This is a genomic window from Rhodopseudomonas palustris, assembly GCF_003591005.1.
Classification (GTDB): Bacteria; Pseudomonadota; Alphaproteobacteria; order Rhizobiales; family Xanthobacteraceae; genus Rhodopseudomonas; species Rhodopseudomonas palustris_K.
Window position 1 is genome coordinate 133,554 of the sequence record NZ_QYYD01000007.1, and the last position, 25,631, is coordinate 159,184.

Sequence of the window (25,631 nt, forward strand, 5' to 3'; positions counted from 1 at the left end):
CGCGGGAATGGCCGATTGACCGGCGCGGCACGGCGCGGGCCGACCATCGAACGGCCGCATTGCGATCTCAGGAGAGCCCCGATGAGACAGACAGCGCGCCTCTTTGCGATCGCCCTGAGTTTAACCCCGGCCGTCGCCGTCAGCTCGCCGCGACGCTGGCGGCCACGCCGGCGCTTGCGGCCGATGCGATTTATCCGCGCGGCATCCGGGTCGGCATCGTGCCGATGCCGGGATTGACTGAGTCGCAGAGCTTTCTCGGCTTTGAATCACCCGGACATGGCGTCAAGGTGCTGCTGGCGGAATTGCCTGGTCCCGCTTATGGCGAAGTCGAAGCCGCCTTCAAGGCGCTGCCCGACAGCCCCGCCATCAAGGTCAAGCCACAGAGCGTCGAGACGCCGGCCGGCACCGCGTACTACACGGCCGAGGACGCAGTCGCCGGCACCGACAAGGTGCGGCGCTACTCGCTGATCGTGCCCGGCGGCAAGGCGTTCTCCGGCTATGTGGCGGTACAGATCGCCGACAGCGAGGCGACTAATTTTCCCGAAGACGCCGTCAGGAAAATGCTCAGCACGGTGACGGTGCGGCCGGAGGTGCCGGTCGCCGAGCAGATCGCCCAGATGCCGTTCGACGTGCGCGAGATGGCCGACTTCAAGAAGGTGCGGATGCTGGCACCAGGGGCCGCGCTGCTGCTCGCGGACGGCAACGAGGACACCGGCATCGAAGCCGCGCCGTTCATGGTGCTCGGCCTGATCGGCTCGGTGCCGGAGCAAAACGACGATCGCGCCCGCTTCGCCCAGCAGGCGGCCGCCTCGATCCCGGGATTGCGCGAGGCCCGGATCACCAGCTCCGAGCCGCTGCGGATCGACAGCCAGCCCGGCTACGAGACCCGGCTCGAAGGCATCAGCGGCAAGGACAATACGCCGGTGACCGTGGTGCAATGGCTGCGGTTCGGCAGCTCCAACGTGGCGCTGCGGGTGATCGGCAGCACGCCGCGGGACAAATGGGCGGAGGCATTTCCGCGCTTTCGCAAGGTCCGCGACGGACTGAAGCCGCGCTGATCGCACGGCTTCGTCTCCTCACACCGAAAACCTTCGGCTGAGCGGCCCGGCGATCAGGCCGCGCCGCCGGGCTCGCTTCCATTCGAAGCGGGCGCCGGCTTGGCGCCGCCCTTCGAGACGCCGACCAGCGCCGGACGCAGCACGCGATCGCCGATTGTGAAGCCGGCCTGTACTACCTGCACCACGGTGCCGGCGGGCACCGACGGATCCGGCACTTCGTACATCGCCTGCTGGAAGTTCGGATCGAACTTCTGCCCCTGCGGATCGAACTTCTTGACGCCGTTCTTTTCCAGCGCGTTGAGCAGCGAACGCTCGGTGAGTTCGACGCCTTCGATCAGACCCTTGAGCCCTGCATCCGCATTGGCGCGGGCTTCGGCCGGCACGGCATCGAGCGCACGCTGCAGATTGTCGGCGATGTCGAGCACGTCGCGCGCGAACGCGGTGACCCCGTAGGTGCGCGCGTCGGCGACTTCCTTCTGGGTGCGCCGCCGCAAATTCTCCATCTCGGCCAGCGTGCGCAGCATCTTGTCGCGCGCCTCGGCGGCCTCTTTCACCAGCGCCTCGTTGGCGCCTTCTTCCGGGTCGTCCGGCATGATGTACGGCTTGGAAACCACCGGATCGGCGGCGGCCTGCGCGTCGTCCTGGTTGTTGTCCTTGGGTCCGTTGGGATCGGTCATCACGCTACCTTTTTGAAGAAAACGTCTGCAGGGGCCGCAAATGGGCTGGCCGGGATATCGTGGTTTATGCGGCGAAAATCAAGCGAGCGCGGCGATGCGGGCGATCAGCCGCCGAGCATCCGGCTGACGACCCGCGCGGTGTAATCGACCATCGGAATCACCCGCGCGTAGTTCAGCCGGGTCGGGCCGATCACGCCGAGCACGCCGACGATGTGGCCGGCGCCGTCGCTGTAGGGCGCTATGATAGTCGAGGAGCCGGACAGCGAGAACAGCTTGTTCTCCGAGCCGATGAAGATCCGCACGCCCTCGGCGCGCTCGGCGCGGCCGAGCAGATCGACCACGCCGCGCTTGGTCTCGAGATCGTCGAACAACAGCCGCACCCGCTCCAGATCCTCGAGCGCGTGCAGGTCTTCGAGCAGATTGGCTTGGCCGCGGACGATCAGCTGCCGCTCCTCGCCGTCGCCGCCCGACCAGCTGGCAATGCCTGCCGAGATCACCTTCTGGGTCAGTGCGTCGAGTTCGGCGCGGTCCTGGGTCAGCAGGGTCTCGAGTTCGAGCCGCGCTTCCGCCAGCGTCCGGCCGCGGATCCGGGCGTTGAGGAAGTTGGAGGCCTCGGTCAGCGCCGAGGCCGGTACACCGGCCGGCAGCGTCAGCACGCGGTTTTCGACCTGGCCGTCCTCGGCCACCAGGATCACCAGCGCCCGCTCCGGCTCGAGCCGGACGAATTCGAGATGCTTGAGCCGGACGTTGGACTTCGCCGTCAGCACCACCGCGGCGGCCCGGGTCAGGCCCGACAGCCGGGTCAGCGCCTCGCCGAGCGCGGCTTCCACGCTCTGGGCGCGGCCGACTGAGGACAGCTGCGCCTGGATCGATTGCCGCTCCGGCTCGGTGAGGTCGCCGACCTGCATCAGCGCATCGACGAAGAACCGCAGTCCCAGCTCGGTCGGCAGCCGGCCGGCCGAGATGTGCGGCGCATAGATCAGGCCGAGCTGTTCCAGATCGGCCATCACGTTGCGGACCGAGGCCGGCGACAGCGGCACCGAGATCAGCCGTGAGATATTGCGGGAGCCGACCGGCTCGCCGGTCGCCAGATAGCTTTCGACGATCTGGCGAAAGATCTCGCGCGAACGTTCGTTGAGCTGGGCCAGGCCGGAATTGGGCGCGATCAGGCCGATCGGATCGTGGTGAGCCAACTTGTCCTCCGTGACCCCTCTAATTTGTCGTCGCGCGCGGCCGGTTACAAGTCGGGTTGTCCACCGCCGCTGCCGTTGCGTTCCCCTTGCCGCTGCGGCGCTGCGCCCCTAAAAGCGGCCCGAACGCCCTTTCCCGAAATCGACGGAGAATTCCCATGCGGCCAAGCCGCCGTGCGCCCGATGAGTTGCGCGCCGTGTCGCTCGAACGCGGCGTCGTCAAATACGCCGAGGGTTCCTGCCTGGTGAAATTCGGCGACACCCATGTGCTGGTGACCGCGACGCTGGAAGAGCGGCTGCCGCCGTGGCTGAAGGGCCAGGGCCGCGGCTGGGTGACGGCCGAATACGGCATGCTGCCGCGTGCCACGCTGGAGCGCACCCGCCGCGAGGCCTCGGCCGGCAAGCAGAACGGCCGCACCGTCGAAATTCAGCGGCTGATCGGCCGCTCGCTGCGCAGCATCGTCGACCTGCAGGCGCTCGGCGAACGCCAGATCACGGTCGATTGCGACGTACTGCAGGCCGATGGCGGGACCCGCACAGCCTCGATCACCGGCGCCTGGGTGGCGCTGGCCGACTGCCTGAACTGGATGAAGGCCCGCAACATGACCAAGGGCCAGGTGCTGCGTGACAACGTCGCGGCGATCTCCTGCGGCATCTACAACGGCACGCCGGTGCTCGACCTCGACTACGCCGAGGACAGCGAGGCCGAGACCGACGCCAACTTCGTCATGACCGGCGACGGCCGGATCGTCGAGGTGCAGGGCACCGCCGAGAAGACCCCGTTCTCGCAGGACGAATTTCTGGCGCTGATGGCACTGGCCCAGAAGGGCGTCGGCCGGCTGGTCGATCTGCAGAAAATGGCGGTGGCGTGAGTCATTCTTGCCACCCATTCGCGGCCGCTTCTGAGCTACGCTGAGGCCGCCATGCATCGTCGAATCACCGGCAAGCTCGTGATCGCCACCCACAATCCCGGCAAGCTCGCCGAGATGCGCGAGCTGCTGGCTCCTTACGGGATCGAGGCGGTGTCGGCCGGCGAACTCGGCCTCGGCGAGCCTGACGAGAGCGGCGACAGTTTTCGGGCCAACGCCCGGATCAAGGCCGAAGCCGCCGCACAGGCCGCACAGCTGCCGGCCTTTGCTGACGATTCCGGCCTTGCGGTCGATGCGCTCGGCGGCGCTCCGGGAATATATTCCGCACGCTGGGCGGGCGAGACCAAGGACTTCGGCGCCGCGATGGCCCAGATCGAGCGGCTGCTGCAGGAGCGCGGCGCCACCACGCCGGATCAGCGCAAAGCGCACTTCGTGTCGGCGCTGTGCGTCGCCTGGCCGGACGGCCATGTCGACGAAGTCGAAGCGCGGGCCGACGGCACGCTGGTGTGGCCACCGCGCGGCACCGCCGGGTTCGGCTACGACCCGATGTTTCTGCCCGACGGCTTCGATCGCAGCTTCGGCGAAATGACCAGCATCGAAAAGCACGGCCTGCCGCCGCTCGGCCTCGGCCTGTCGCACCGCGCCAAAGCGTTCGTCAAACTGGCGGAGATCTGCCTTGCCGGCTAACTCCGATCAGGCTTTCGGCGTCTATGTGCACTGGCCGTTCTGCCTGTCGAAGTGCCCGTATTGCGACTTCAACAGCCATGTCCGCCACGCCGCGATCGACGAAGACCGCTTTGCCCGCGCGTTCGCGCGCGAGATCGAGACCACCGCGGCCCGCACCGGCCCGCGCGAGGTCACTTCGATTTTCCTCGGCGGCGGCACGCCGTCGCTGATGCAGCCGCAGACCGTAGGCGCCATTCTCGACGCCATCGGCAAATATTGGCGCGTTGCGCCGGATGCCGAGGTCTCGCTCGAGGCCAACCCGACCAGCGTCGAGGCGACGCGGTTTCGCGGCTATCGGGCCGCCGGCGTCAACCGCGTCTCACTCGGCGTGCAGGCGCTCGACGACGCCTCGCTGAAGGCGCTCGGCCGGCTGCACACCGCGCAGGAAGCCATGGAAGCGGTGGCGATCGCCCGCTCGGCGTTCGATCGCTACTCGTTCGACCTGATCTACGCCCGTCCCGGTCAGACCCCGGCGATGTGGGAGGCCGAGCTGCGCCGCGCGATCGGCGAAGCCGCCGAACATTTGTCGCTGTATCAGCTGACGATCGAGGCCGAGACGCCATTCTATGCGCTGCACCGCGCCGGCAAGCTGCAAACGCCGGACGAGGCGGCGTCGCGCGCGCTGTATGACGTGACGCAGTCGGTCTGCGCCGAGCTCGGCCTGCCGGCCTACGAGATTTCCAACCACGCCCGGCCGGGCGCCGAGTGCCAGCATAACCTCGTGTACTGGCGCGGCCAGGAATATGCCGGCATCGGCCCCGGTGCGCATGGCCGGCTCGATATCGGCGGCGTCCGGTATGCCACGGCTACCGAACGGCGGCCGGAGAGCTGGCTGATGCGCGTCGAAGGCAGCGGCCACGGCGTCGTCACCGACGAGCGCCTCAACAGCGAAGAGCGCGCCGACGAATTCCTGCTGATGGGGCTGCGGCTCGCCGAAGGCATCGATCCGCGCCGCTATCAGGTACTGTCGGGCCGTTCGCTCGACCCGAAGCGGATCGCGCTGCTGCGCGAAGAAGGCGCCATCACGGTCGACGCCGACGGCAGGCTGCGGGTGACGCAGACTGGCTTCCCGGTGCTCGACGCCGTGGTGGCGGATCTGGCGGCTTGACCGCCCAGGACACCCAGCAAGTCGTGTTTAGCGAATAACCTGTTCGAGATATCTCGTTGGCCGTTGCAGCCAAACATAGGATGTTTGGTCGCGATGGAAACGATCCTTCATCCGCTTAGGAGCGTTTGTATCGAGCACCTGTCCGCAGATCATCCGGATCTTGTTCTAACCTTTGGTCGTATCGCTTTTCTTGAGTGTCTGTCTCAAGCTCACAAGCCGAAATTTCAACTTCTCATTACTATTGAACAGACATGGATCTGCTGCCTAACGGAATGGACATTTTCTACATTGATGAATCCGAACGGCATCCACTTTCACTTGCCAGTTCTATCATCATTCCGTTTCTGCGTCCCAAAGGCGATGGCGGATGGAAGTTTGTATGGCAAAACCACCTCGATGAGGCAACCGCGTGGCGCCGCAACCTTTCACGAAATCACTCGGTTCGTTTTAGAGAAGAACTACACGGTTACAAAATACTGAAGTGCCAAGGGCTCTATCACCGAACGCACCGTAACTTGGCGCCGATTGAGGCGGTTAATTTTTACAAGGATGCACTGGCAACACTTACATGGCTTCCGAACGCCTCCGTATTTTCTGCATTTGCCACAGAGACGTCAGAATTGATGGGCCACAAAGGAATTGCAGCGTGTCTTTTCGGCCTATTTCAAAGGATGCGAAAGCATTGCGAAACAAATCAAAGAAACGGCCTCGTGTTCTTCGATGAAGGCCACATCTCTTACATTAAGCTTTATCGGATGGCGCAAAAATTCCTTCCGACAGGCTCCAGTTTAGGGCGATGGGATAACGGAAGACTCACCAAGAACATGCCTCTCATTCAGTTTCCGAAAGATGCGAGCATGAAAGTGTCTGAGTTGTCCTACTTCATGCAGATTGCTGATCTCATCAGCTACGCGGCCCGTATCAAGATTGAACAGGAGCTAGGAAAGCTAGCTGCGAAACGCGTAGCGCGAGAACATCACACAGTCTACGACGCGCTTCCTGCTGAAAAACTCCGGACTGTGTCCACCAAAAAAAGAAGAGACGCTATCGTTCCGATATAGAGCCGCCCTTGGGCAACCAAGGGCGGCTTAGTTAGAGTCCCACGCACTCCGAGCATCACGAAGAGACAAGGCGCTGCGGGCTAGGCTAATATATCGATTCCTGTCGAAAAATCAATATCTTACTAACCACTTGATTTGCGAGTCTTTTTCGATTGGCAGGTAAGCGGGTAGATGCTTTCGTAGTCTTAGCGCGGGCAAAGAATAGTAAAGTCGGCGGTCGTTACTCCGCCAAGGTTTGGGCCGTTAAGGCTCCTCATAACGCAGCGATAATTTGATCGATTGAGGCGGCAGGGCTTCAATCGATCGGCTGGAAGTCCGGCGCTTCGAATCACGAAAAGCGCCTACGCGCCAAAGCTCTTCGGTGAGCCGGCGACCGCTTGGGCGCCGCTGGTGGCGACTTTCATCACGGCGAGGCCGCGCTCGTTGGTGCCGTCGGCGCGGAAGCGGAACAGGCCGTCGATGCCGGCGAAGCCGGACGGATTGGTCAGCACCTCGCCGGAGAAGCGCTTGCCGCCCTGGGTGCGAGCCAATGCGGCGACCAGCGCCACCGCGTCATAAGCCAGCGTCGCCGTGCGCACCGGGTCCTGGCCATAGCGCGTTCGATAGCGCCCGGAGAAATTGCGGAAGCCGGACGGATCCGGCGCCGCATACAGCCCGCCCTGCAGCGCAGGCGTGGCGAACACGCGGGGATTGTCCCACAGCCCGGTGCCGAGCAGTTGCAGCCGGCGCAGATCGGCGCCTGCCGCGGTCAGAGCGTCGGCGACGCTCGCCAGCGCATCGCCGTCGTCGGCGAGCAGCAGCGCATCGGCGCCCGTCAAGGCCTGCGCGATGGTCCGCGCCGCGCCGGCACGGTCGGCGCCATATTTCTCGAACGCGGCGATGCGGCCGCCTTTCGTGCTGACGATCTGCTTGAATGCCGCTTCGACCACGCCCCCATAAGCGTTGTCCGGAAGCAGCGCCGCGTAGGAGCGTTTGCCGGTGCTCGACGCGTAGCCGATGATCCGGTTGACATCTGATTCCGGCAGGAAGCTGAGCAGATACACCCCACGCCCGGCGACGCTCGAATCGGTCGAAAACGCGATCATCGAAATCCCGCGCGCGCGGGTCAGCGACGCCGCGGCCGGCACCGACTGCGCGAACAGCGGCCCGAGGATGATCTCGGCGCCTTCGTCGAGCGCCTGCTGGGTGGCGAACTGCGCGCCCTGCGGATTGCCGGTGTCGTCCTTCACCAGCAGCTGGATGTCCGGATTGTTGAACTCGGCGAGCGCCATCTCGGCGGCGTTCTTCATCGACGTCGCCGCGACGCCGGCATTGCCGGGCGCCGACAGCGGCAGCACCAGCCCGACCTTGACGCTGCCATTGCCGACCGCCTGGGTCTGCGGTTGCGGCTGCGCGGCATCCGGCGGCGGCTGCTGGCCGAACTGATTGGTCAGGGTCTGCTGAACGCCCGAGCAGGCGCCGAGCAGTGGCGCGCCGAGCAGCAGGCCCATCGCGGTTCGCCGCGTAGCGCTCATCGGCTTGCTGGTGGGGTCGCGCAGATCTGCCATGGCACCTCTTGGACGTCTCGGACGTGTCGGTCTCGCAAAGATGGTTTGGACGACCGCATCGGCGCTGCCGGCCCGGTGTCGCTTACGCGGTCCGCCTTCCGTGCCGGTCCCGCTCCGCGCACGACCGGCGCGAACCCCATCATAATGTCGGCGAATGATTAACCAAACAAAAGGTTTATGCTGTTTCACCCGGAGCGGTCGAATGTGATGTCCGGTACCGCGCCTTTCCCCTAAACTGCAGCCATGCGCGCCAAACCCAGCCCTCCCTCACTTGATCCGACCGCCGACGCCGAGGCCCATAGCTTCCTGGTCGCCGGCCAGAAGCTGATCGCGCCGCGCGCGGCGCCGGGCCTGTATCTGGTCGCGACCCCGATCGGCAATCTCGGCGACATCACGTTGCGGGCGCTGGAGACGCTGGCCGGCGTCGACCTGATCGCCTGCGAGGACACCCGCATCAGCCACCGGTTAACCGAGCGCTACGGCATTTCGGCACCGCTGACCGCCTATCACGAACACAATGCTGCGCAGGCGAGACCGAAGCTGCTGGAGCGGCTGGCGCGCGGCGGCTCGATCGCGCTGATCTCGGATGCCGGCACCCCGCTGATCTCCGACCCGGGCTTCAAGCTGGTGCGCGAAGCCACCGCCGCCGGCCACGAGGTGATCGCACTGCCCGGCGCCTCCGCGGTGCTGGCGGCGCTGACGCTGGCGGCGCTGCCGACCGACCGGTTCTTCTTCGACGGCTTCCTGCCCGCCAAGCAGGGCGCCCGGCGCAACCGGCTCGGCGAGCTCGCGGTGATCGACGCCACGCTGGTGCTGTTCGAGGCCGGCAGCCGGATCCATCACAGCCTGCGCGATCTTGCCGACGTGCTGGGCGATCGCGATGCCGCGGTATGCCGCGAACTCACCAAGCTGCATCAGGAGGTGCGCCGTGCGCCGCTGCCACAGCTCGCCGAAACCGCCGAGACGCTCGACACCCGCGGCGAATTCGTCGTGGTAATCGGGCCGCCCGATGCGGCCGCGCAGACCATGACGCCGGAAGCGCTCGACGCCTTGCTGCACGACGCGCTGCAGCACGCCAGCGTCAAGGACGCGGTGGCACAGGCGGTCGAGATCTCCGGCCGGCCGCGCCGCGAAATCTATGCCCGCGCGCTCGAACTGCGGCCGCGCGAGGCGGGCCATGGCAAAGACGATGGCGAAGACTGACACGCCCGCGCCCGAACGCGTCGCCGCGTTCCAGACCGGCCTGTCGGCCGAGACGCGGGCGGCGGCGCTGCTGATGGCGAAGGGCTATCGCATTTTGGCGCGGCGCTTCAAAACGCCTTACGGCGAGATCGACATCGTGGCGCAGCGGCGCAACCTAATCGCCTTCGTCGAGGTCAAGGCGCGGGCCCGGCTCGACGACGCCGCCTATGCGGTAACGCCGCGGCAGCAGCAGCGCATCATCGCGGCCGCGCAGGCCTGGCTGATGGCGCATCCCGAGCATGCCGCGTTCGAGCTGCGGTTCGATGCCGTGCTGGTGGCGCCGAAGCGTCTGCCGCAGCATCTGCCGGCGGCGTTCGACGCCAGCGCTTGACCGCCGCGGCCGATCGGCCGATAGCCGTTCGGCCTACGTCCTTTGGTTCGCAATCCCGGAAGCTGTGCATGACACTGAAGATCGCCGTCCAGATGGACCCCATCGCGCGCATCAACATCCGCGGCGATTCGACATTCGCGCTGCTGCTCGAAGCGCAGAAGCGTGGCCACGCGATCTCGTACTTCACGCCCGACAAGCTGTCGCTGCGCGGCAACGACGTCGTCGCCTCGGTGCAATCGCTGACGGTGCGCGACCAGGAGGGCGATCACTTCACGCTCGGTGAGCCGACGCGCGTCGACATGCGCGGCTTCGACGCCGTGCTGCTGCGCCAGGACCCGCCGTTCGATCTTGCTTACATCACCTCGACGCACCTGCTCGAGCGGATCCACCCGGACACGCTGGTGGTCAATGATCCGGCCAGCGTCCGCAACGCGCCGGAAAAGCTGTTCGTGATGGATTTTCCCCAGCTGATGCCGCCGACGCTGATCAGCCGCAACCTCGACGAGATCAACGCATTCCGCGCCGAGCACGGCGCGGTGGTGATGAAGCCGCTGCACGGCCATGGCGGCGCCGCGGTGTTTCGCGTGCTGCCGCAGGACATCAATTTCGGCTCGCTCTACGACATGTTCGCGGTGACGTTCCGCGAGCCGTGGGTGATCCAGCGCTTCCTGCCCGAGGTGAAGCACGGCGACAAGCGCATCATCCTGGTCGATGGCGAGTTCGCCGGTGCGGTCAATCGCGTCCCGGCCCCAGACGATCTGCGCTCCAACATGGTCCGCGGCGGCGCCGCGGCGGCGACCGATCTGTCCGACAAGGAGCGCGCGATCTGCGCGGCGCTCGGCCCCAAACTCCGCGAACGCGGGCTGCTGTTCGTCGGCATCGACGTGATCGACGGTTACCTCACCGAGATCAACGTCACCTCGCCGACCGGCATCCGCGCCATCGCCCGGCTCGGCGGCCCGGATGTGGCGGCGCGGATCTGGGATGTGATCGAAGCCAAGCGGACGTAGCCGGTCGGAGTGCCATGGCTCCAGCCAGCTATGGAAGTCGAAAACGACGGTCTCACTCGAAAACTGCATGCAACGCTCGGACGCTGGTTTTCATCCAAGTAGAGTTGCACGCTTGGCGGGTGATTTTGGTCAGGTGATACCAACGTCGTGACGTGAACGGTATCCTGCTTCAGCCGACTAAGTAAAAAGTCGTAGGCAGGTTCTCCCAACGTCTTACCGCTAGAACTCGGCCGGCTTCGGCTCTAACCTGCGGCTTTCAAGTTATTTGGTTGCCGACCTCTGCCGAGGTCATGCCGACGCTCCGCCACGGCCTGCTTGAGCCACACCGGTCTTGCAGGCGATCAGTACGGATCGCGTAGATGACCCCGACGCAGGCATTCGGCTGATCGGACGTGGCGGGATTGGCGCCGGTTGTCCTGATCTTCCCGAATGTCAGCACACGTGGAGGCGGCGCGTCGTATTTTGCTGTCGGACCGCGGGTGGTCATATGGGTACTTCGTCCAAGTCATCGCAAACCAATACGGCGCGAGCGTCGTCTGCCGAGGACGGCAGCAATGCCGCGTCGATCGACGATCTCGCCTCGACGATCAATCTCGCAATCGAGCAGGCCGAGGATCTCGGCATCGGCGCCGCGGTCCAATTGTTGATGATGGCCCGGCTCGAGGTCGATCTCACCGAAATCGCCCGCGAGACCAAAACCAGGACGACGGCCTGAAGCTCTGCCAAAGCGATGTTCTATTAATGTTCTTGTAAGGGTTCCGGAACCCGACTAGCCTTGCGGCGGCGAGGGGCGTCATGGTCCAGCACGTTTCCACTGTGGCATTCGAAGGCATCGAGGCGCGGGCCGTCGATGTCCAGGTGCAGGTGTCGCCGGGTCTGCCGGCTTTCGCGGTGGTTGGCCTCGCCGACAAGGCGGTGTCGGAAGCGCGTGAGCGGGTCCGTTCGGCGCTGATCGCGTCCGGGCTGGCGCTGCCGGCGCGGCGCATCACCGTCAATCTCGCTCCGGCCGATCTGCCGAAGGAAGGCAGCCATTACGACCTGCCGATCGCGCTCGGCCTGATGGCGGCGATCGGTGCGATCCCGTCCGACGCGACAGCCGGCTTCACCGTGCTGGGCGAACTCGGCCTCGACGGCTCGATTGCCCCGGTGGCCGGCGTGCTGCCCGCCGCCATCGCCGCCAACGCCCGCGACGAGGGGCTGATCTGCCCGGCCGCCTGCGGCTCGGAAGCCGCCTGGGCCAGCCCCGATCTGCAGATCATCGCGGCGCAGTCGCTGATCCAGCTCGCCAATCATTTCAAAGGCACGCAGTTGCTCGGCCGGCCGCAACCGCGGGTGCAGGCGGCGGAAGCTTCAACGCTCGATCTGCGCGACATCAAGGGCCAGGAAAGCGCCAAGCGCGCGCTGGAGATCGCCGCCGCCGGCGGGCACCACCTGTTGATGGTCGGCTCGCCCGGCTCCGGCAAATCGATGCTGGCGGCGCGGTTGCCCTCGATCCTGCCGCCGCTATCGCCGGCCGAACTGCTCGAAGTGTCGATGATCGCCTCGGTGGCGGGCGAAATCCGCGACGGGGCGCTGACGGCGCGGCGGCCATTCCGGGCGCCGCATCATTCGGCCAGCATGGCGGCGCTGACCGGTGGCGGCCTCAAGGCGCGGCCCGGCGAGATCTCGCTGGCGCATCAGGGCGTGCTGTTTCTCGACGAACTGCCGGAGTTCGATCCGCGGGTGCTGGACTCGCTGCGGGCGCCGCTGGAGACCGGCGAGGTCGCGGTGTCGCGCGCCAACGCCCGCGTCACCTATCCGGCGCGGGTGATGCTGGTGGCGGCGATGAACCCGTGCCGCTGCGGGCGCGCTTACGAGCCCGGCTATGCCTGCAAGCGCGGCCGCGTCGAGCGCTGCAGCGCCGACTATCAGTCGCGCATCTCCGGGCCGCTGATGGACCGCATCGATCTGCGCATCGAGGTGCCGGCTGTCACTGCCGCCGACCTGATCCTGCCACCCGCCGCCGAGGGCTCGGCCGAAGTCGCGGCGCGGGTCGCCGCGGCGCGCGAGGTGCAGCGCCGCCGTTACGCGGCGCTCGGCCTGCCGCAGATCCGCACCAATGCCGAAGCCCCAGCCGCCGCGCTGGAGACCGTCGCCCAGCCGGATGCCGCCGGGCTGAAGCTGCTGCGCGAGGCTGCCGAAACCATGCGGCTGACGGCGCGCGGCTATCACCGCGTGCTGCGGGTGGCGCGCACGCTGGCCGATCTCGACGGCAGCGAGCAGGTCGGCCGGCTGCATCTCGCCGAGGCGCTGTCGTACCGGGCGCTGGGCGAAGACGTTCGTCGCGCGGCGTGATGGTGAATCACCACAAGCGCCTATCAACCTAAAGGTAACGAGTTTTGTTTACGCTCCGCCAACCATAGCCCGCTTGACGGGGCTGCGTTCGCGAGTTGGCGTGATGTTGCGTTTCCGAGTTCTGGCTTCGACCGTCCCGTTGCTGATGCTGGGGCTGTTCGCGCACAGCGAGCTGGCAGCCGGGCCGCAGCCCTGCATTGCCGTCGGGGATCACATCGTGCAGATCGCGCCGGCGTCCTGGATGGCCCAGCGTCACGTCGGCTTCACCGACGATCCGAGCCGCGCCACCGTGCAGGTGCAGATCGTCGATGATCCCGACGCAGCCGATTTCGCGATCTCTGACGACAGCGCCAGCGACGAACACAGCGCCTGCGCGGCGACGCCGGATAGCCGGCTGATCGGCATCGCGGCGCATCCGCCGGCCGCCGAGTCTGTGATCTATCTCACGCACGACGCCGTGGCCGCCGATTATCGGATCTACGTGCGCTCGACCCGCTTCACCGAACGCGAAGCCGCCGCGCTGTTGGTCGGCGCGTCGGACCGCGCAACACCGATCAGTACGGCCTCGCTCGCTCACGGCTTTTAAGCTTCGATCAACCTTACCGGCATTGCTTGGCGGAACAGCCGCCGGATTCAAGCTCTTTGCAATCCGAGGCCCCAATATTGGAGGCAGGTGCAGGAGGTTGGGCGGATGACGAAGGAGCTGCGAATCGGATTGCGACGCCGCGCCTTCGCACGCCGGTTTCCGCGCCTAACCTTGGCGCTTCGCTCGATCCTCGTGTTTCTGGCGGCGTTTTTCGGAGCCTACGGCTTCATCAGCGGCAGCCGCATCGAAGTATCGAACTACGATCCGCACGCCTTCGCGATCGGCGCCAGCTTCCTGTTCGCCCTGGCATGCTTCGGTTTGGCGGTGCAGAGCATGCGGCTGCGCGACGTGCGCCAGCAGCTGCGCGGTGTAATCCTGCACAATGAGGCGCTGACCGACCGCAATTGGGAGTTGGAGGGCGCCGAGCAGCACGCCCGTGCGCTGCAGCTTGCGCCGCCGAAGTCTGGAGATGACCACGACGCGACCCTGCAGACCAGATCGCGGCTGCTGGCGCTGGCATCGCACGAGATGCGCACGCCGCTGAACGGCATCATCGGGATGAGCAATCTGCTGCTCGACACCGAGCTCACGGCCGAGCAAAAGACCTACGTGCGCGCCAGCAAGACGTCCGGCGAAGCCCTGCTGTCGCTGATCGACGAACTGCTCGACTACGCGAAAATCGACGCCGGCAAGATCGAGCTCGCAGCGGCGCCATTCGCGCTCGCGCCTCTGATCGAGGACGTCAGCGAATTGCTGGCGCCACGGGCCCACGCGCGCGGCCTCGAGATCGCCGCGGACCTGCACGAACGTCTGCCGACTCAGGTGGTCGGCGACGCGGCGCGGCTGCGCCAGGTGCTGCTCAATCTCGCCGGCAACGCCATCAAGTTCACCTCCGACGGCGGCGTGGCCCTGGTGGTCGAGCCGGGACAGGACGGCGCGATCGATTTTGTGGTGCACGACACCGGAATCGGCATCGCGCTCGAAGCGCAAGAGCGCATCTTCAGCGAGTTCGAACAGGCCAACGCCGCGATTGCCCGCAACTACGGCGGCACCGGCCTCGGGCTCAGCATCAGCGAGCGCATCGTCCGCCGGATGGGCGGACGCATCACGCTGCACAGCCAGCCTGGGTTGGGCAGCACCTTCACGGTGTCGTTGCCGCTCGGCGCCGCCGAGCAGGACGGCGCCGCTGGATTTGCAGCGCCGGATCTGTCCGGACGCTCGATCCTGATCGCGGCGCCGCAGACCATCGAGGCGATGCTTGTGAAGCACCGGCTGCAACGCTGGGGTGCCCAGACCTGCGTGCTGTCCGACATCGCCGCTGCGCACGCGCTGCTGCCGGAGCGATCGTGGTCGGCCGTGCTGATCGATTTCGGCTTCGGCGCGGCCGATGCCGAAGCACTGGCGCGCAGCGCCGAACCGCATGCCGAGCAGCGCATCGTGTTGCTGACCCCGTCGGCGCGGTCCGAATTCCTGCCGGCACTGCCGGCGGCCTTCACTGGTTATCTGGTCAAGCCGCTGCGCGCGGCGTCGCTGGCGGCGCGGCTGAGCGCGGCATTGCCCGACGTCGTATCACCCGGTATCGCCGATGCCGGCCCGCCGAACGGCGCGGCTGCGCCGCCCGGCCAGCGCGGATTGTCGGTGCTGGTCGCCGAAGACAACGACATCAACGCGTTGCTGATCCGCACGCTGCTGGACAGGCTCGGTCATCGGGCGGTGATGGCCGCCGACGGCGCGCAGGCTGTTCGGCAATGGCAGACGGCGCTGACCGGCGATACGCCATTCGACGTGATCCTGATGGATGTACAGATGCCGGTACTGGACGGCATCGCGGCGAGCCGGCAGATCCGCGAGCAGGAAGCCGGCCACGCCGCGCCGAGGACCCCGATCCTGGCGCTCACCGCCAATACGCTCGCCGAAGATCGCGCCGGCTGTCTGGCGGCCGGCATGGACGGCATCCTGATCAAACCGGTCGACCGCGACAAGCTCGCCGACGTGCTCGCCGATATCGCAGCCGCTCGGCAGATTGCGGCATAGGCCAGGCAACCTGTTACCAGCCATGCTGATCAGCATCGCACTTTAGCCGCGTGTCATGCGGCAGCAATCGATGTGTCACAACGCTGTCGGAACCCCGTGATCTTTGAGGCGCGCCGGCCGCGCGCCATTCGATTCGGTTGCAGGCGGTCACGAGGATGCCATGCACACCGAACAATTCGCCCGCTCGAAAAAACTCATCAAACTACTTCGCCCCGAGGTGGCCGGCGCCGCGGCGCAGACCGCGATCACCTGGTTCAAACCGGCGCTCAAAATCGGCGACCACGGCAAGCCGATCGCGCAGCCGACGACGACCCCGGCGACGCTGGGCCGGCTCGGAGCGCTGGAAGTGCGGCTGGCGCAGAAGAAGCAGGACATCAAGCGCGCCCAGAAGCTGCGCTACCGCGTGTTCTATAAGGACGGCACCGCGATCGCCGACGCCGCCACGCTGCTGGCGCAACGCGACAAGGACGCGTTCGACAAGATCTGCGACCATCTGCTGGTGATCGATCACGCCGCCAAGCCGTCGCTCAGCGGGAAGCAGCCGGTGGTCGGCACCTATCGGTTACTTCGCCAGGACATCGCCGATCGCCACGGCGGCTTCTACACGCAGAACGAGTTCGACATCGACGGCATGATCGCGCGGCATCCGCAGCTGCGCTTCCTCGAGCTCGGCCGCTCCTGCGTACTGCCGCCGTACCGCAACAAGCGCACCGTCGAACTGTTGTGGCACGGCATCTGGAGCTATGTGCGCCAGCACGGCATCGACGTCATGATCGGCTGCGCCAGCTTCGACGGCACCGACCCGGAGCGCCTCGCATTGCCGCTGTCGTTCCTGCACCACTACGCGGCCGCGCCCGAAGCCTGGCGCGCGAAGGCGCATCCGTCACGCTATGTCGAGATGAACCGGATGCCGAAGGAGGCGGTCAACCAGAAGGCCGCGCTGCGCGAGCTGCCGCCGCTGATCAAAGGCTATCTGCGCCTCGGCGCCACGATCGGCGAGGGCGCGGTGATCGACCACCAGTTCGGCACCACCGACGTGCTGATCATCATGCCGGTCTCGGCCATCAGCAGCCGCTACATCGAACACTTCGGCGTCGATGCGTCGCGACACGCGGCGTAATTACTTCCCCTTGCAGTTGAATGCATCCGCGGTCATTGGGAGGAGCGAAGCGACGAAGCAATCCAGCTCGGTGCACGGAGCTGGATTGCTTCGCTACGCTCGCAATGACGCGGCAGACTTTGGCTGACTCTACAGCCGCCGCAGCGCCACCGAATCCACCACGTGGTCGGCGCCCTTCTTCAGGATCAGCGTCGCGCGCGGGCGCGTCGGCAGGATGTTGTCTTCGAGGTTGGCGAGGTTGGTGCGCTCCCAGATCGCGATCGCGGTGGCGGTGGCCTCTTCGTCGGACAGCGGCGCGTAGCGGTGGAAGTAGGAACGCGGGTCGTGGAACGCGGTGTCGCGCAGCGCCAGGAAGCGGCGGATGTACCAGTCGCGCAGCACCGGCTCCTCGGCATCGATATAGACCGAGAAATCGAAGAAGTCCGACACCACCGGCACCGCCTGGCCGTCGCGCGGCAGCCGGCCGGTCTGCAGCACGTTGACGCCTTCGACGATCAGGATGTCGGGCCGGTCCACCACGGTGAACTTGTTGGGCACGATGTCGTAGGTGAGATGCGAATAGATCGGCGCCTTGACCTTGCGGCGGCCGGACTTGATGTCGCTGAGAAAGCCGAGCAGCGCCGGCAGATCGTAGCTCTCCGGAAAGCCCTTCTTCTGCAGGATGCCGGCGCGCTCCAAAATGGCGTTCGGGTGCAGGAAGCCGTCGGTGGTGACGAGATCGACCTTCGGGCGCGGCGACCAGCGTGCCAGCAGCGCCTGCAGCACGCGCGCGGTGGTCGACTTGCCGACCGCGACCGAACCGGCGACGCCGATGATATAAGGCATCTTGCGTTCGACCACGCCGAGAAAGCGGCGCTGCGCGTAGTACAGCTGCTGCATCGAGGCGACATGGATCGACAGCAGCCGCGACATCGGCAAATAGATCTCTTCGACCTCGGTGAGATCGAGCCGGTCGTGCATCGATTTCAGCGCCGCGATCTCGGCGGCGTCGAGCGTCATCGGCGTGTCCTGGCGCAGATTGGCCCACTCCGACCGCGAGAAGGTGCGGTAGGGGTTGTAGTGGTGCAGTTCCGACCTGGCGTCCATCGCGTCGTCCTCGCCTTGTTGTCCGGTAGCGGCTTTTGTTGTTGTTGCGGCCATCGGCCGATGAGTGAGTTGAACGGCGTTGCGGCGGAGCCGCGCTTACTCGCGTTTGCGCGAGGCTTTTTCTTCCAGTCCAGACATTGAGGTGCGCTGGCCGAGCGCGGCCTCGACCTCGCCCAGCGTCACGCCGCGCGCCTTCAGCAGCACCAGCATATGGAACAGCACGTCGGCGGCCTCGGCGATCAGATTGTTGCGGTCGTTTTCGACCGTGGCGATCACCAGCTCGACCGCTTCCTCGCCGAACTTCTTGGCGCAGTGCTCGGCGCCTTTGTCCAGCAGCTTCCTGGTGTAGGAGACGTCGCCGCTCGAGGCAGCCCGGGCGTCGATGACGCCTTCGAGGTCTTGAAGGGTGAAGCGGGCCATACGCGTACTCTACAGTTCTGCCGATGCAAAATTACCGCACCGGTCGACAGGAAACCAGAGATCGAGGCTAAGGATCGAGCCGCATCGGCAGACCGGCCTGCAGCATGTGATCCTTGGCCTGCCGGATGGTGTATTCGCCGAAATGGAAGATCGAGGCCGCCAGCACCGCGGTGGCGTGGCCCTCGCGGATGCCGTCGACCAGATGATCGAGATTGCCGACACCGCCCGAGGCGATCACCGGAACGCCGACGCTGTCGGCGATGGCGCGTGTCAGCGGCAGGTCGAAGCCGGCCCTCGTGCCGTCGCGGTCCATCGAGGTCAGCAGGATCTCGCCGGCGCCCAGCGATACGACCTCCTGGGCGAACTCGATCGCGTCAATGCCGGTGCCCTTGCGGCCGCCATGGGTGAAAATTTCCCAGCGGTCCCTGTTCGGTACCCGCTTGGCGTCGATCGCCACCACGATGCACTGGTCGCCGAACTTCTCGGCGGCCTCCTTGACGAATTCGCGCCGTGCCACCGCGGCCGAATTGATCGAGACCTTGTCGGCGCCCGAACGCAGCAGCGTCTTGATATCGTCGACGGTGCGGACGCCGCCGCCGACGGTCACCGGCATGAAGCAGGCCTCCGCCGTGCGCCGCACCACGTCCAGCATGATGCCGCGGTTCTCATGGGTGGCGGTGATATCGAGGAAGCACAATTCGTCGGCGCCGGCGGCATCATAGGCGATCGCGGCCTCGACCGGGTCGCCGGCGTCGCGCAGATCGACGAAGTTGACGCCCTTGACGACGCGGCCGTCCTTGACGTCGAGGCAGGGAATGACGCGGACCTTGAACATCGCGGCGTCCTTACGCGGCCTTGGCGGCGCCGATCAGCGCCAGCGCCTGCGCCGGATCGAGCCGGCCATCATACAGCGCCCGCCCGGCGATCGCGCCTTCGAGTTTGTGAGCACGCGGGCTGAGCAACGTTTTCACATCCTCGATCGAGGCGAGGCCGCCCGAGGCAATCACCGGAATGCTGATCGCATCAGCCAGCGCAATCGTGGCGTCCCAGTTGATGCCCTTCAGCAGGCCGTCGCGGGCGATGTCGGTGAAGATGATCGCGGCGACGCCGGCGTCTTCGAAGCGCTGCGCGATCTCCAGCGCGGTGACCTGCGAACTCTCGGCCCAGCCCTCAACCGCGACGTTGCCGTCGCGAGCATCGAGGCCGACGGCGACGCGGCCGGGGAATTGCCTGGCGGCATCCTTCACCAGCGCCGGATCGCGCACCGCGGCGGTGCCGATGATGACGCGGCTGATGCCCTTGGCGAGCCAGGCTTCGATGGTTTTCAGATCACGGATGCCGCCGCCGAGTTGCACCGGCATCGACACCACCTTGAGCATCGCCTCGACCGCCTGCGCATTCATCGGCTTGCCGGCGAAAGCGCCGTCGAGATCGACCACGTGCAGATACTGGAAGCCCTGCGCCGCGAAGCTTTTCGCCTGCGCGGCGGGATCGAGGTTGAACACGGTGGCGCGCGCCATGTCGCCCTGTTCGAGCCGCACGCACTGGCCGTTTTTGAGATCGATCGCGGGGAAGAGAATCATCGCAGGAGCTCGCTCCCTCCCCCCTTGCGGGGGAGGGTTGGGGTGGGGGGTAAGCCACGCGCGCCGGACTCGCGGACCCCCACCCCCGACCCCGGATCAAGTCCGGGGCAGGCTCCCTCCCCGCAAGGGGGAGGGGAGCAGCGCCATCGCGCGCTCCGGAGGTATGGCCGCATCGTCATGCTCACGGCTTCCACTTCAGAAAATTCGAGATCAGAGCCAGCCCGAAACGCTGGCTCTTTTCCGGGTGAAACTGGGTGCCCAGCATGGTGTCGCGGCCGACCACCGCGGTGAGCGGGCCGCCATAGTCGGCGCGGGCCAGCACGTCGGCGTGGTTCTCGGCGGCGAGGTGGAAGGAGTGCACGAAATAGGCGTGCAGGCCCTTCGGCCCGAGCGGCAGCTTCTCCAGCACCGGGTGATCCGCCAGCACGTCGAGCGTATTCCAGCCCATGTGCGGGATCTTCAGATCGTCCTGCTGGGGCGCGATCTTGACCACGTCGCCGGGAATCCAGCCGAGGCCCTCGGTGGTGACGTGCTCCTTGCCGCGGGTCGCCATCAGCTGCATGCCGACGCAGATGCCGAAAAACGGCCGCGCCTTGACCCGCACCGTCTCGTTCAGCGCCTCGACCATGCCGTCGATCGCGTCCAGTCCCTTGCGGCAGTCCGCGAAGGCGCCGACGCCCGGCAGCACGACGCGGTCGGAGCGAAACACCTGCTCGGGATCGCGGGTGACGATGATCTTCTCGGGAATTTCCATGCTCCGTGCCGCACGTTCGAACGCCTTGGCGGCGGAGTGCAGATTGCCGGAGCCGTAATCGACAATAGCGACGCTCATCGCAGCCCTCCCGGACGCGGAAACGAGCCGACGATATCGCCATGGATCGACGACGCCGGCAGCGGGATGCCGCGGGGCGGCGGCGGGGCGCCGCGGTCGACCGGCAGCGAAAAGCTGACCGGGGTGCCCTGACGGCCGGACCAGCGATCGAAGAACCGCCGCTCGGCAGCCGGCAGATCGTCGCCGATCGCGACGTCGAGCTGGCGCCAGCCACGGCGGCGCAGCGTCCAGCGCCACAGGCTGCCGGCCTCAAGCCCGAGCAGCACGGCGATCAGCAGCAGCACCAGCACACGCGGCAGGCCGACGACGCCGAGCGCGCTCAGCGCCATGGCCGCCGCCACCGACACGACCAGATAACCGAGCAGCGCCAGCCACAACCGCTTGGTCAGCAGCCACAACGGACCGAACACGAACGCCCAAAAGTAGAACCCGTCGCGCACGAACACGAAACGGTCCGGCGCGGCGCTGCGCTCGTCGCCGTCCGGGGGCGCATGAACTGTGTAGACCGGCATCCGATGTCTCCGCTGGACGGCGCTAGCCGCCGAGCTGCCCCTTGGTCGAAGGCACTTCGCCTGCCGTTTGCGGATCGATCGCCACCGCGGCACGCAGCGCCCGCGCCAGACCCTTGAAGCAGGACTCGGCGATATGGTGGCTGTTCACGCCATATAGGGTCTCGACATGCAGAGTCACGCCCGCGTTGATGGCGAAGGCCTGGAACCATTCGCGTACCAGCTCGGTGTCGAACTCACCGATCTTGTCGCGCGGAAACTCGGCCTTGAACACCAGGAACGGCCGCCCGGAGACGTCGATCACCACCCGCGTCAGCGTCTCGTCCATCGGCATCAGCATGCTGGCATAGCGGGTGATCCCCGCCATGTTGCCGAGCGCCTGCTTGACCGCCTGGCCGAGCGCGATGCCGACATCCTCGGTGGTGTGGTGGAAGTCGACATGCAGATCGCCGGCCGCCTTGACGGTGATGTCGATGCGCGAATGCTTGGCCAGCAGCTCCAGCATGTGGTCGAAGAAGCCGATCCCGGTCGCCGAATTGGACACGCCGGTGCCGTCGAGGTTGACGGTCACCTCGATGTCGGTCTCGCGGGTCTTGCGCTTGATCGTCGCCGTGCGCATCAAAGCGGACACTCCTTGAAAAACGCCGCCCTTTTAACAGGCGGATGACGGCTTCGCTACTGCACGCGGCGCAACCGCGTCCCGATCTTCGTCCTATGGTGACTGGAATTCGCCCGCCGCATCGGCCACTTGCCGGGCGGTTTGCATCGGCGGCCGGTCGTGCCTAGATCAGCGCTCGCGAAAGGATTGCCATGAACATTCATTCTTCCTCGGGCGAGGCCGCTCCGCAGGTCTGGCACGGCACCACCATTCTGACCGTCCGCAAGGGCGGCAAGGTGGTGATCGGCGGCGACGGGCAGGTCTCGATCGGCCAGACCGTCATCAAGGCCAACGCCAAGAAGGTCCGCAAGCTCGGCAAGGGTGAGGTGATCGGCGGATTCGCCGGCGCCACCGCCGACGCCTTCACGCTGTTCGAGCGACTCGAGGCCAAGCTCGAACAATATCCCGGCCAGCTCACCCGCGCGGCGGTCGAACTCGCCAAGGATTGGCGCACCGACCGCTATCTGCGGCGGCTCGAAGCCATGATGATCGTCGCCGACAAGGACGTGTCGCTGGTGCTGACCGGCACCGGCGACGTGCTGGAGCCGGAAGCCGGCGTGATGGCGATCGGCTCCGGCGGCAATTACGCGCTGGCGGCCGCCCGAGCGCTGATCGACACCGATCAGGACGCCGAGACCATCGTGCGCAAATCGCTCGGCATCGCGGCCGAGATCTGCGTCTACACCAACGGCAATCTCACCATCGAAACGCTGCCCGCATGAGCATGGCGCGGGCCGAACGGCCGGGTGCGTCCGCGGCCGGCCTGCCGGTCCGCCGGGCGCTGCTGGTCGTTATTGGCCTGCTTTGCGTGCAGGCCGCGGCGCTGTACGCGATGGGGCGGGTGCCGATCTGCACCTGCGGCACCGTCAAGCTGTGGCACGGCGTCGTGCAGAGCTCGGAGAATTCGCAGCACCTCACCGACTGGTATACGTTCTCGCACATCATCCACGGCTTCCTGTTCTACGCCGGCACGCGGCTCGTGCTGCCGCGGTGGTCGTGGGCGGCGCGGCTGATCGCGGCGGTGCTGATCGAAGGCGCCTGGGAGCTGACCGAGAATTCCAGCTGCATCATCGAGCGCTACCGCGCCGGCACGATCTCGCTCGATTACTACGGCGACAGCATCGTCAATTCGGTCGCCGATACCTGTGCGATGATCGTGGGCTTCTTGCTGGCGTGGCGGTTGCCGGTCGCGGTGACGATCGCCATTGCGGTCGTGTTCGAAGTGCTGGTCGGGCTGCACATCCGCGACAATCTGACCCTCAACGTCATCATGCTGATCTATCCATCCGATGCCATCCGGCAGTGGCAGGCGGGACCGCCCATCATCTAACAGCTTTGCATCTGACTGCTTGCATCTCACCGCTTGCTCCTCACTCCGACCGACCCTACGTAGGCCCCATGACCGACTTTTCCCCCCGCGAAATCGTTTCCGAACTCGACCGCTTCATCGTCGGCCAGGCCGACGCCAAGCGCGCGGTCGCCATCGCGCTGCGCAACCGCTGGCGGCGGCTGCAGCTCGAAGGGTCCTTGCGCGAAGAAGTGCTGCCGAAAAACATCCTGATGATCGGCCCGACCGGCGTCGGCAAGACCGAGATCGCGCGGCGGCTGGCGAAGCTCGCCGGCGCGCCATTCCTCAAGGTCGAAGCCACCAAGTTCACCGAGGTCGGCTATGTCGGCCGCGACGTCGAGCAGATCATCCGCGATCTCGTCGAAGTCGCGATCGCGCAGGTCCGCGAGCGCAAGCGCAAGGATGTCCAGGCGCGCGCCCAGGTCGCCGCCGAGGAGCGCGTGCTCGACGCGCTGGTCGGCCCAGGATCGAGCCCGGCAACCCGCGATTCCTTCCGCCGCAAGCTGCGCGCCGGCGAACTCAACGACAAGGAAATCGAGATCGAGACCCAGGGCGGTAGCGGCGGAGCGCCGATGTTCGAGATTCCCGGGATGCCAGGCGCCCAGATCGGCGCAATCTCGCTCGGCGACATCTTCGGCAAGATGGGCGGCCGAACCAAGACCCGCCGGCTGAGCGTCGCCGAATCGCACGATATCCTGGTGAACGAGGAAGCCGACAAGCTGCTCGACGGCGATCAGCTGGTGCAGGAAGCGATCGCCGCGGTCGAGAACAACGGCATCGTCTTCCTCGACGAGATCGACAAGATCTGCGTGCGCGACGGCCGCTCTGGCGGAGAAGTGTCGCGCGAGGGCGTGCAGCGCGATCTGCTGCCGCTGATCGAAGGCACCACCGTCACCACCAAGCACGGCGCGGTGAAGACCGAGCACATCCTGTTTATCGCCTCGGGCGCCTTCCACATCGCCAAGCCGTCCGACCTGCTGCCGGAACTGCAGGGCCGGCTGCCGATTCGCGTCGAGCTGAGCGCGCTCAGCCGTGACGACATGCGCCGCATCCTGACCGAGCCGGAAGCATCGCTGCTCAAGCAATACGTGGCGTTGATGCAGACCGAAGGCGTCACACTGGAATTCGGCGACGACGCCATCGATGCGCTCGCCGACGTTGCCGTGGCGGTCAACTCCACGGTCGAGAACATCGGCGCGCGGCGGCTGCAGACCGTGATGGAGCGCGTGCTCGACGACATCTCCTTCGTGGCCCCCGACCGCGGCGGCGAAACCATCCGCATCGACGCCGACTACGTCCAGAAGAACGTCGGCGACCTGGCGAAGAACACGGATCTGAGCCGGTTTATTTTGTAGGTGGGTGGGGAATAGACGTGATCGGCTCGAGCCGCTGATGACGCAGAGTGCCTACTCCAAGTACAAACGTCATGCGCGGGCTTGACCCGCGCATCCATCGTTCCTCGCAAGACGATGGATTGCCGGGTCAAGCCCGGCAATGACGGGCGTGGGGTCGTGATGCGTTTCGGCTACCTACCGGCCTCTCCCCACTCTCCTACGTCATCGCCCGGCTCGACCGGGCGATCCAGTTCTGCTGCTAAGTAACAGATGCTCTGGGATACTGGATCACCCGCATGCGCGGGTGATGACGGCGGTGGATGGGGATACGTCGCCGGATGAGATCCAAGGCTTACTAACCATACCCGAGCTTGCTAACTAACTGCGCGCCCTTCTTACCCGCACATACAGCGCGCCTTCGCCGCCGTGGCCGATCGCGGCTTCGTCGAAGCCGATCACGTAGCTGCGGAATTCCGGCAGGCTCAGCCAGTGCGGCACCTGGCGGCGAAGGACGCCGCGTTCGCCGTCGCCGGGGCGTCCGCCTTTGCCGGTGATCACCAGCACGAACGACAGCCCGTCGTGGCTGGCGTGCTGCAGAAACCGCAGCAGCGCGAGATGGGCGCGCGCCTGGGTCATGCCGTGCAGATCGATCCGGGCGTCGATATCCTTGCGGCCGCGCGACAGATGCGAGCGTTCGCGGCGGCCGAGCGTCGCCAGCGGTGGCGGACTCATCGGCGCCGCGAGTTTGGCCGGGCGCTTGATCGGCTGCTGCGATGGCGGCGGGGCAGTCGACTTTGCGACGGGTGCGTCCGGGGCTGCAGTCAGTTCGATGCGGGTCAGCCGCGGTCGCCCGCGCAACGGCTTGACCTGCTTGGCGACGCTGTCCCACAGCGCGCGCTCGTCCTCGCTGAGCTGACGCTTGCGGCGCGAGGCCGGTGGATCGACCGGAGGGATGACTCGCTTCATGC

General features: G+C 66.2%; 27 protein-coding genes. 16 read left to right on the top strand and 11 right to left on the bottom strand.

What is annotated here, in order from left to right:
* Positions 1-233: 233 nt before the first annotated feature.
* Positions 234-1,058: a hypothetical protein gene (locus tag D4Q52_RS08805; protein ID WP_425328466.1), complete on the top strand. Its 825-nt coding sequence runs from the start codon at positions 234-236 to the stop codon at positions 1,056-1,058.
* Between the two features lie 53 nt (positions 1,059-1,111).
* Here the strand turns inward: D4Q52_RS08805 and grpE are convergent, their stop codons facing one another.
* Positions 1,112-1,735, bottom strand: coding sequence for a nucleotide exchange factor GrpE (gene grpE, locus D4Q52_RS08810; RefSeq protein ID WP_119856166.1), 624 nt, complete (start codon positions 1,733-1,735; stop codon positions 1,112-1,114).
* Between the two features lie 104 nt (positions 1,736-1,839).
* A complete protein-coding gene (gene hrcA / locus D4Q52_RS08815; protein WP_119856167.1) occupies positions 1,840-2,928 on the bottom strand; it encodes a heat-inducible transcriptional repressor HrcA in 1,089 nt (362 codons plus the stop codon).
* A gap of 155 nt (positions 2,929-3,083) precedes the next feature.
* Here hrcA and rph point away from each other — a divergent pair, with 155 nt between their 5' ends.
* The 4 genes from rph to D4Q52_RS08835 all read left to right on the top strand — a co-directional run bounded on the left by rph (position 3,084) and on the right by D4Q52_RS08835 (position 6,689).
* Positions 3,084-3,797, top strand: coding sequence for a ribonuclease PH (gene rph / locus D4Q52_RS08820; RefSeq protein WP_119856168.1), 714 nt, complete (start codon positions 3,084-3,086; stop codon positions 3,795-3,797).
* Between the two features lie 51 nt (positions 3,798-3,848).
* Complete coding sequence (gene rdgB, locus D4Q52_RS08825; protein ID WP_119856169.1) at positions 3,849-4,481, top strand: RdgB/HAM1 family non-canonical purine NTP pyrophosphatase; 633 nt, start codon at positions 3,849-3,851, stop codon at positions 4,479-4,481.
* A complete protein-coding gene (hemW, locus tag D4Q52_RS08830) occupies positions 4,471-5,628 on the top strand; it encodes a radical SAM family heme chaperone HemW (protein ID WP_119856170.1) in 1,158 nt (385 codons plus the stop codon). The genes rdgB and hemW overlap by 11 nt, the downstream gene beginning before the upstream one ends.
* A 251-nt stretch (positions 5,629-5,879) precedes the next feature.
* Positions 5,880-6,689: a DUF3800 domain-containing protein gene (locus tag D4Q52_RS08835; RefSeq protein ID WP_119856171.1), complete on the top strand. Its 810-nt coding sequence runs from the start codon at positions 5,880-5,882 to the stop codon at positions 6,687-6,689.
* 341 nt (positions 6,690-7,030) lie between these two features.
* Here D4Q52_RS08835 and D4Q52_RS08840 read toward each other — a convergent pair whose 3' ends face one another.
* Positions 7,031-8,236 (bottom strand): penicillin-binding protein activator, encoded by a 1,206-nt coding sequence (locus tag D4Q52_RS08840; protein ID WP_119856172.1) that lies wholly within the window; start codon positions 8,234-8,236, stop codon positions 7,031-7,033.
* Between the two features lie 243 nt (positions 8,237-8,479).
* On the opposite strand from D4Q52_RS08840, the gene rsmI reads away from it, so the two are divergent.
* The 8 genes from rsmI (at position 8,480) to D4Q52_RS08880 (ending at position 16,893) form a co-directional block, all read left to right on the top strand.
* Complete coding sequence (gene rsmI, locus D4Q52_RS08845) at positions 8,480-9,439, top strand: 16S rRNA (cytidine(1402)-2'-O)-methyltransferase (protein ID WP_119856173.1); 960 nt, start codon at positions 8,480-8,482, stop codon at positions 9,437-9,439.
* The gene (locus D4Q52_RS08850; RefSeq protein ID WP_119856174.1) at positions 9,426-9,809 is read left to right on the top strand and encodes a YraN family protein; all 384 of its coding nucleotides are present in this window, start codon (positions 9,426-9,428) and stop codon (positions 9,807-9,809) included. Before rsmI ends, D4Q52_RS08850 begins: the two co-directional genes overlap by 14 nt.
* Positions 9,810-9,877: 68 nt before the next feature.
* Positions 9,878-10,819 carry a glutathione synthase gene (gshB, locus tag D4Q52_RS08855; protein ID WP_119856175.1) on the top strand — a complete coding sequence of 314 codons (942 nt, stop codon included), beginning with the start codon at positions 9,878-9,880 and terminating at the stop codon, positions 10,817-10,819.
* Positions 10,820-11,306: 487 nt separating this feature from the next.
* A complete protein-coding gene (locus D4Q52_RS08860) occupies positions 11,307-11,534 on the top strand; it encodes a hypothetical protein (protein WP_119856176.1) in 228 nt (75 codons plus the stop codon).
* 80 nt (positions 11,535-11,614) lie between these two features.
* The gene (locus tag D4Q52_RS08865) at positions 11,615-13,153 is read left to right on the top strand and encodes a YifB family Mg chelatase-like AAA ATPase (RefSeq protein WP_119856177.1); all 1,539 of its coding nucleotides are present in this window, start codon (positions 11,615-11,617) and stop codon (positions 13,151-13,153) included.
* A 103-nt stretch (positions 13,154-13,256) separates the two neighbouring features.
* On the top strand, positions 13,257-13,739 hold the full coding sequence (locus D4Q52_RS08870; protein WP_119856178.1) for a hypothetical protein: 483 nt from the start codon (positions 13,257-13,259) through the stop codon (positions 13,737-13,739).
* Between the two features lie 105 nt (positions 13,740-13,844).
* The gene (locus D4Q52_RS08875; protein WP_119856179.1) at positions 13,845-15,773 is read left to right on the top strand and encodes an ATP-binding protein; all 1,929 of its coding nucleotides are present in this window, start codon (positions 13,845-13,847) and stop codon (positions 15,771-15,773) included.
* 160 nt (positions 15,774-15,933) lie between these two features.
* Positions 15,934-16,893, top strand: coding sequence for a GNAT family N-acetyltransferase (locus tag D4Q52_RS08880; RefSeq protein ID WP_119856243.1), 960 nt, complete (start codon positions 15,934-15,936; stop codon positions 16,891-16,893).
* Positions 16,894-17,022: 129 nt separating this feature from the next.
* Here D4Q52_RS08880 and coaA read toward each other — a convergent pair whose 3' ends face one another.
* The 7 genes from coaA to hisB all read right to left on the bottom strand — a co-directional run bounded on the left by coaA (position 17,023) and on the right by hisB (position 21,942).
* Entirely contained in the window at positions 17,023-17,979 is a 957-nt protein-coding gene (gene coaA, locus D4Q52_RS08885; protein WP_234831124.1) for a type I pantothenate kinase, read from the bottom strand.
* Between the two features lie 96 nt (positions 17,980-18,075).
* The gene (locus D4Q52_RS08890) at positions 18,076-18,399 is read right to left on the bottom strand and encodes a phosphoribosyl-ATP diphosphatase (protein WP_119856181.1); all 324 of its coding nucleotides are present in this window, start codon (positions 18,397-18,399) and stop codon (positions 18,076-18,078) included.
* A gap of 67 nt (positions 18,400-18,466) precedes the next feature.
* Complete coding sequence (hisF, locus tag D4Q52_RS08895; protein WP_119856182.1) at positions 18,467-19,234, bottom strand: imidazole glycerol phosphate synthase subunit HisF; 768 nt, start codon at positions 19,232-19,234, stop codon at positions 18,467-18,469.
* Positions 19,235-19,244: 10 nt separating this feature from the next.
* Complete coding sequence (hisA, locus tag D4Q52_RS08900; protein WP_119856183.1) at positions 19,245-19,982, bottom strand: 1-(5-phosphoribosyl)-5-[(5-phosphoribosylamino)methylideneamino]imidazole-4-carboxamide isomerase; 738 nt, start codon at positions 19,980-19,982, stop codon at positions 19,245-19,247.
* A gap of 181 nt (positions 19,983-20,163) precedes the next feature.
* On the bottom strand, positions 20,164-20,814 hold the full coding sequence (gene hisH, locus D4Q52_RS08910) for an imidazole glycerol phosphate synthase subunit HisH (protein ID WP_119856185.1): 651 nt from the start codon (positions 20,812-20,814) through the stop codon (positions 20,164-20,166).
* Complete coding sequence (locus tag D4Q52_RS08915; protein ID WP_119856186.1) at positions 20,811-21,326, bottom strand: DUF2628 domain-containing protein; 516 nt, start codon at positions 21,324-21,326, stop codon at positions 20,811-20,813. Before D4Q52_RS08915 ends, hisH begins: the two co-directional genes overlap by 4 nt.
* A gap of 22 nt (positions 21,327-21,348) precedes the next feature.
* Positions 21,349-21,942: an imidazoleglycerol-phosphate dehydratase HisB gene (gene hisB / locus D4Q52_RS08920; protein WP_119856187.1), complete on the bottom strand. Its 594-nt coding sequence runs from the start codon at positions 21,940-21,942 to the stop codon at positions 21,349-21,351.
* Between the two features lie 191 nt (positions 21,943-22,133).
* Between hisB and hslV the strand changes: the two genes are divergently transcribed.
* The 3 genes from hslV to hslU all read left to right on the top strand — a co-directional run bounded on the left by hslV (position 22,134) and on the right by hslU (position 24,684).
* Entirely contained in the window at positions 22,134-22,703 is a 570-nt protein-coding gene (gene hslV / locus D4Q52_RS08925; protein WP_119856188.1) for an ATP-dependent protease subunit HslV, read from the top strand.
* On the top strand, positions 22,700-23,311 hold the full coding sequence (locus D4Q52_RS08930; RefSeq protein ID WP_182915273.1) for a DUF2585 domain-containing protein: 612 nt from the start codon (positions 22,700-22,702) through the stop codon (positions 23,309-23,311). The genes hslV and D4Q52_RS08930 overlap by 4 nt, the downstream gene beginning before the upstream one ends.
* Before the next feature lie 68 nt (positions 23,312-23,379).
* On the top strand, positions 23,380-24,684 hold the full coding sequence (gene hslU / locus D4Q52_RS08935; RefSeq protein WP_119856190.1) for an ATP-dependent protease ATPase subunit HslU: 1,305 nt from the start codon (positions 23,380-23,382) through the stop codon (positions 24,682-24,684).
* A 357-nt stretch (positions 24,685-25,041) separates the two neighbouring features.
* Here the strand turns inward: hslU and D4Q52_RS08940 are convergent, their stop codons facing one another.
* Positions 25,042-25,629 (bottom strand): Smr/MutS family protein, encoded by a 588-nt coding sequence (locus D4Q52_RS08940; protein ID WP_119856191.1) that lies wholly within the window; start codon positions 25,627-25,629, stop codon positions 25,042-25,044.
* Positions 25,630-25,631 lie beyond the last annotated feature (2 nt).

Bases quoted from the DNA above. Each gene is read 5' to 3' on its own strand.
- grpE (WP_119856166.1), bottom strand. From the start codon at position 1,735: ATGACCGATCCCAACGGACCCAAGGACAACAACCAGGACGACGCGCAG.
- rph (WP_119856168.1), top strand. From the start codon at position 3,084: ATGCGGCCAAGCCGCCGTGCGCCCGATGAGTTGCGCGCCGTGTCGCTC.
- rdgB (WP_119856169.1), top strand. From the start codon at position 3,849: ATGCATCGTCGAATCACCGGCAAGCTCGTGATCGCCACCCACAATCCC.
- D4Q52_RS08835 (WP_119856171.1), top strand. From the start codon at position 5,880: ATGGATCTGCTGCCTAACGGAATGGACATTTTCTACATTGATGAATCC.
- D4Q52_RS08840 (WP_119856172.1), bottom strand. From the start codon at position 8,236: ATGGCAGATCTGCGCGACCCCACCAGCAAGCCGATGAGCGCTACGCGG.
- rsmI (WP_119856173.1), top strand. From the start codon at position 8,480: ATGCGCGCCAAACCCAGCCCTCCCTCACTTGATCCGACCGCCGACGCC.
- D4Q52_RS08850 (WP_119856174.1), top strand. From the start codon at position 9,426: ATGGCGAAGACTGACACGCCCGCGCCCGAACGCGTCGCCGCGTTCCAG.
- gshB (WP_119856175.1), top strand. From the start codon at position 9,878: ATGACACTGAAGATCGCCGTCCAGATGGACCCCATCGCGCGCATCAAC.
- D4Q52_RS08860 (WP_119856176.1), top strand. From the start codon at position 11,307: ATGGGTACTTCGTCCAAGTCATCGCAAACCAATACGGCGCGAGCGTCG.
- D4Q52_RS08865 (WP_119856177.1), top strand. From the start codon at position 11,615: ATGGTCCAGCACGTTTCCACTGTGGCATTCGAAGGCATCGAGGCGCGG.
- D4Q52_RS08870 (WP_119856178.1), top strand. From the start codon at position 13,257: ATGTTGCGTTTCCGAGTTCTGGCTTCGACCGTCCCGTTGCTGATGCTG.
- D4Q52_RS08875 (WP_119856179.1), top strand. From the start codon at position 13,845: ATGACGAAGGAGCTGCGAATCGGATTGCGACGCCGCGCCTTCGCACGC.
- D4Q52_RS08880 (WP_119856243.1), top strand. From the start codon at position 15,934: ATGCACACCGAACAATTCGCCCGCTCGAAAAAACTCATCAAACTACTT.
- coaA (WP_234831124.1), bottom strand. From the start codon at position 17,979: ATGGACGCCAGGTCGGAACTGCACCACTACAACCCCTACCGCACCTTC.
- D4Q52_RS08890 (WP_119856181.1), bottom strand. From the start codon at position 18,399: ATGGCCCGCTTCACCCTTCAAGACCTCGAAGGCGTCATCGACGCCCGG.
- hisF (WP_119856182.1), bottom strand. From the start codon at position 19,234: ATGTTCAAGGTCCGCGTCATTCCCTGCCTCGACGTCAAGGACGGCCGC.
- hisA (WP_119856183.1), bottom strand. From the start codon at position 19,982: ATGATTCTCTTCCCCGCGATCGATCTCAAAAACGGCCAGTGCGTGCGG.
- hisH (WP_119856185.1), bottom strand. From the start codon at position 20,814: ATGAGCGTCGCTATTGTCGATTACGGCTCCGGCAATCTGCACTCCGCC.
- D4Q52_RS08915 (WP_119856186.1), bottom strand. From the start codon at position 21,326: ATGCCGGTCTACACAGTTCATGCGCCCCCGGACGGCGACGAGCGCAGC.
- hisB (WP_119856187.1), bottom strand. From the start codon at position 21,942: ATGCGCACGGCGACGATCAAGCGCAAGACCCGCGAGACCGACATCGAG.
- hslV (WP_119856188.1), top strand. From the start codon at position 22,134: ATGAACATTCATTCTTCCTCGGGCGAGGCCGCTCCGCAGGTCTGGCAC.
- D4Q52_RS08930 (WP_182915273.1), top strand. From the start codon at position 22,700: ATGAGCATGGCGCGGGCCGAACGGCCGGGTGCGTCCGCGGCCGGCCTG.
- hslU (WP_119856190.1), top strand. From the start codon at position 23,380: ATGACCGACTTTTCCCCCCGCGAAATCGTTTCCGAACTCGACCGCTTC.
- D4Q52_RS08940 (WP_119856191.1), bottom strand. From the start codon at position 25,629: ATGAAGCGAGTCATCCCTCCGGTCGATCCACCGGCCTCGCGCCGCAAG.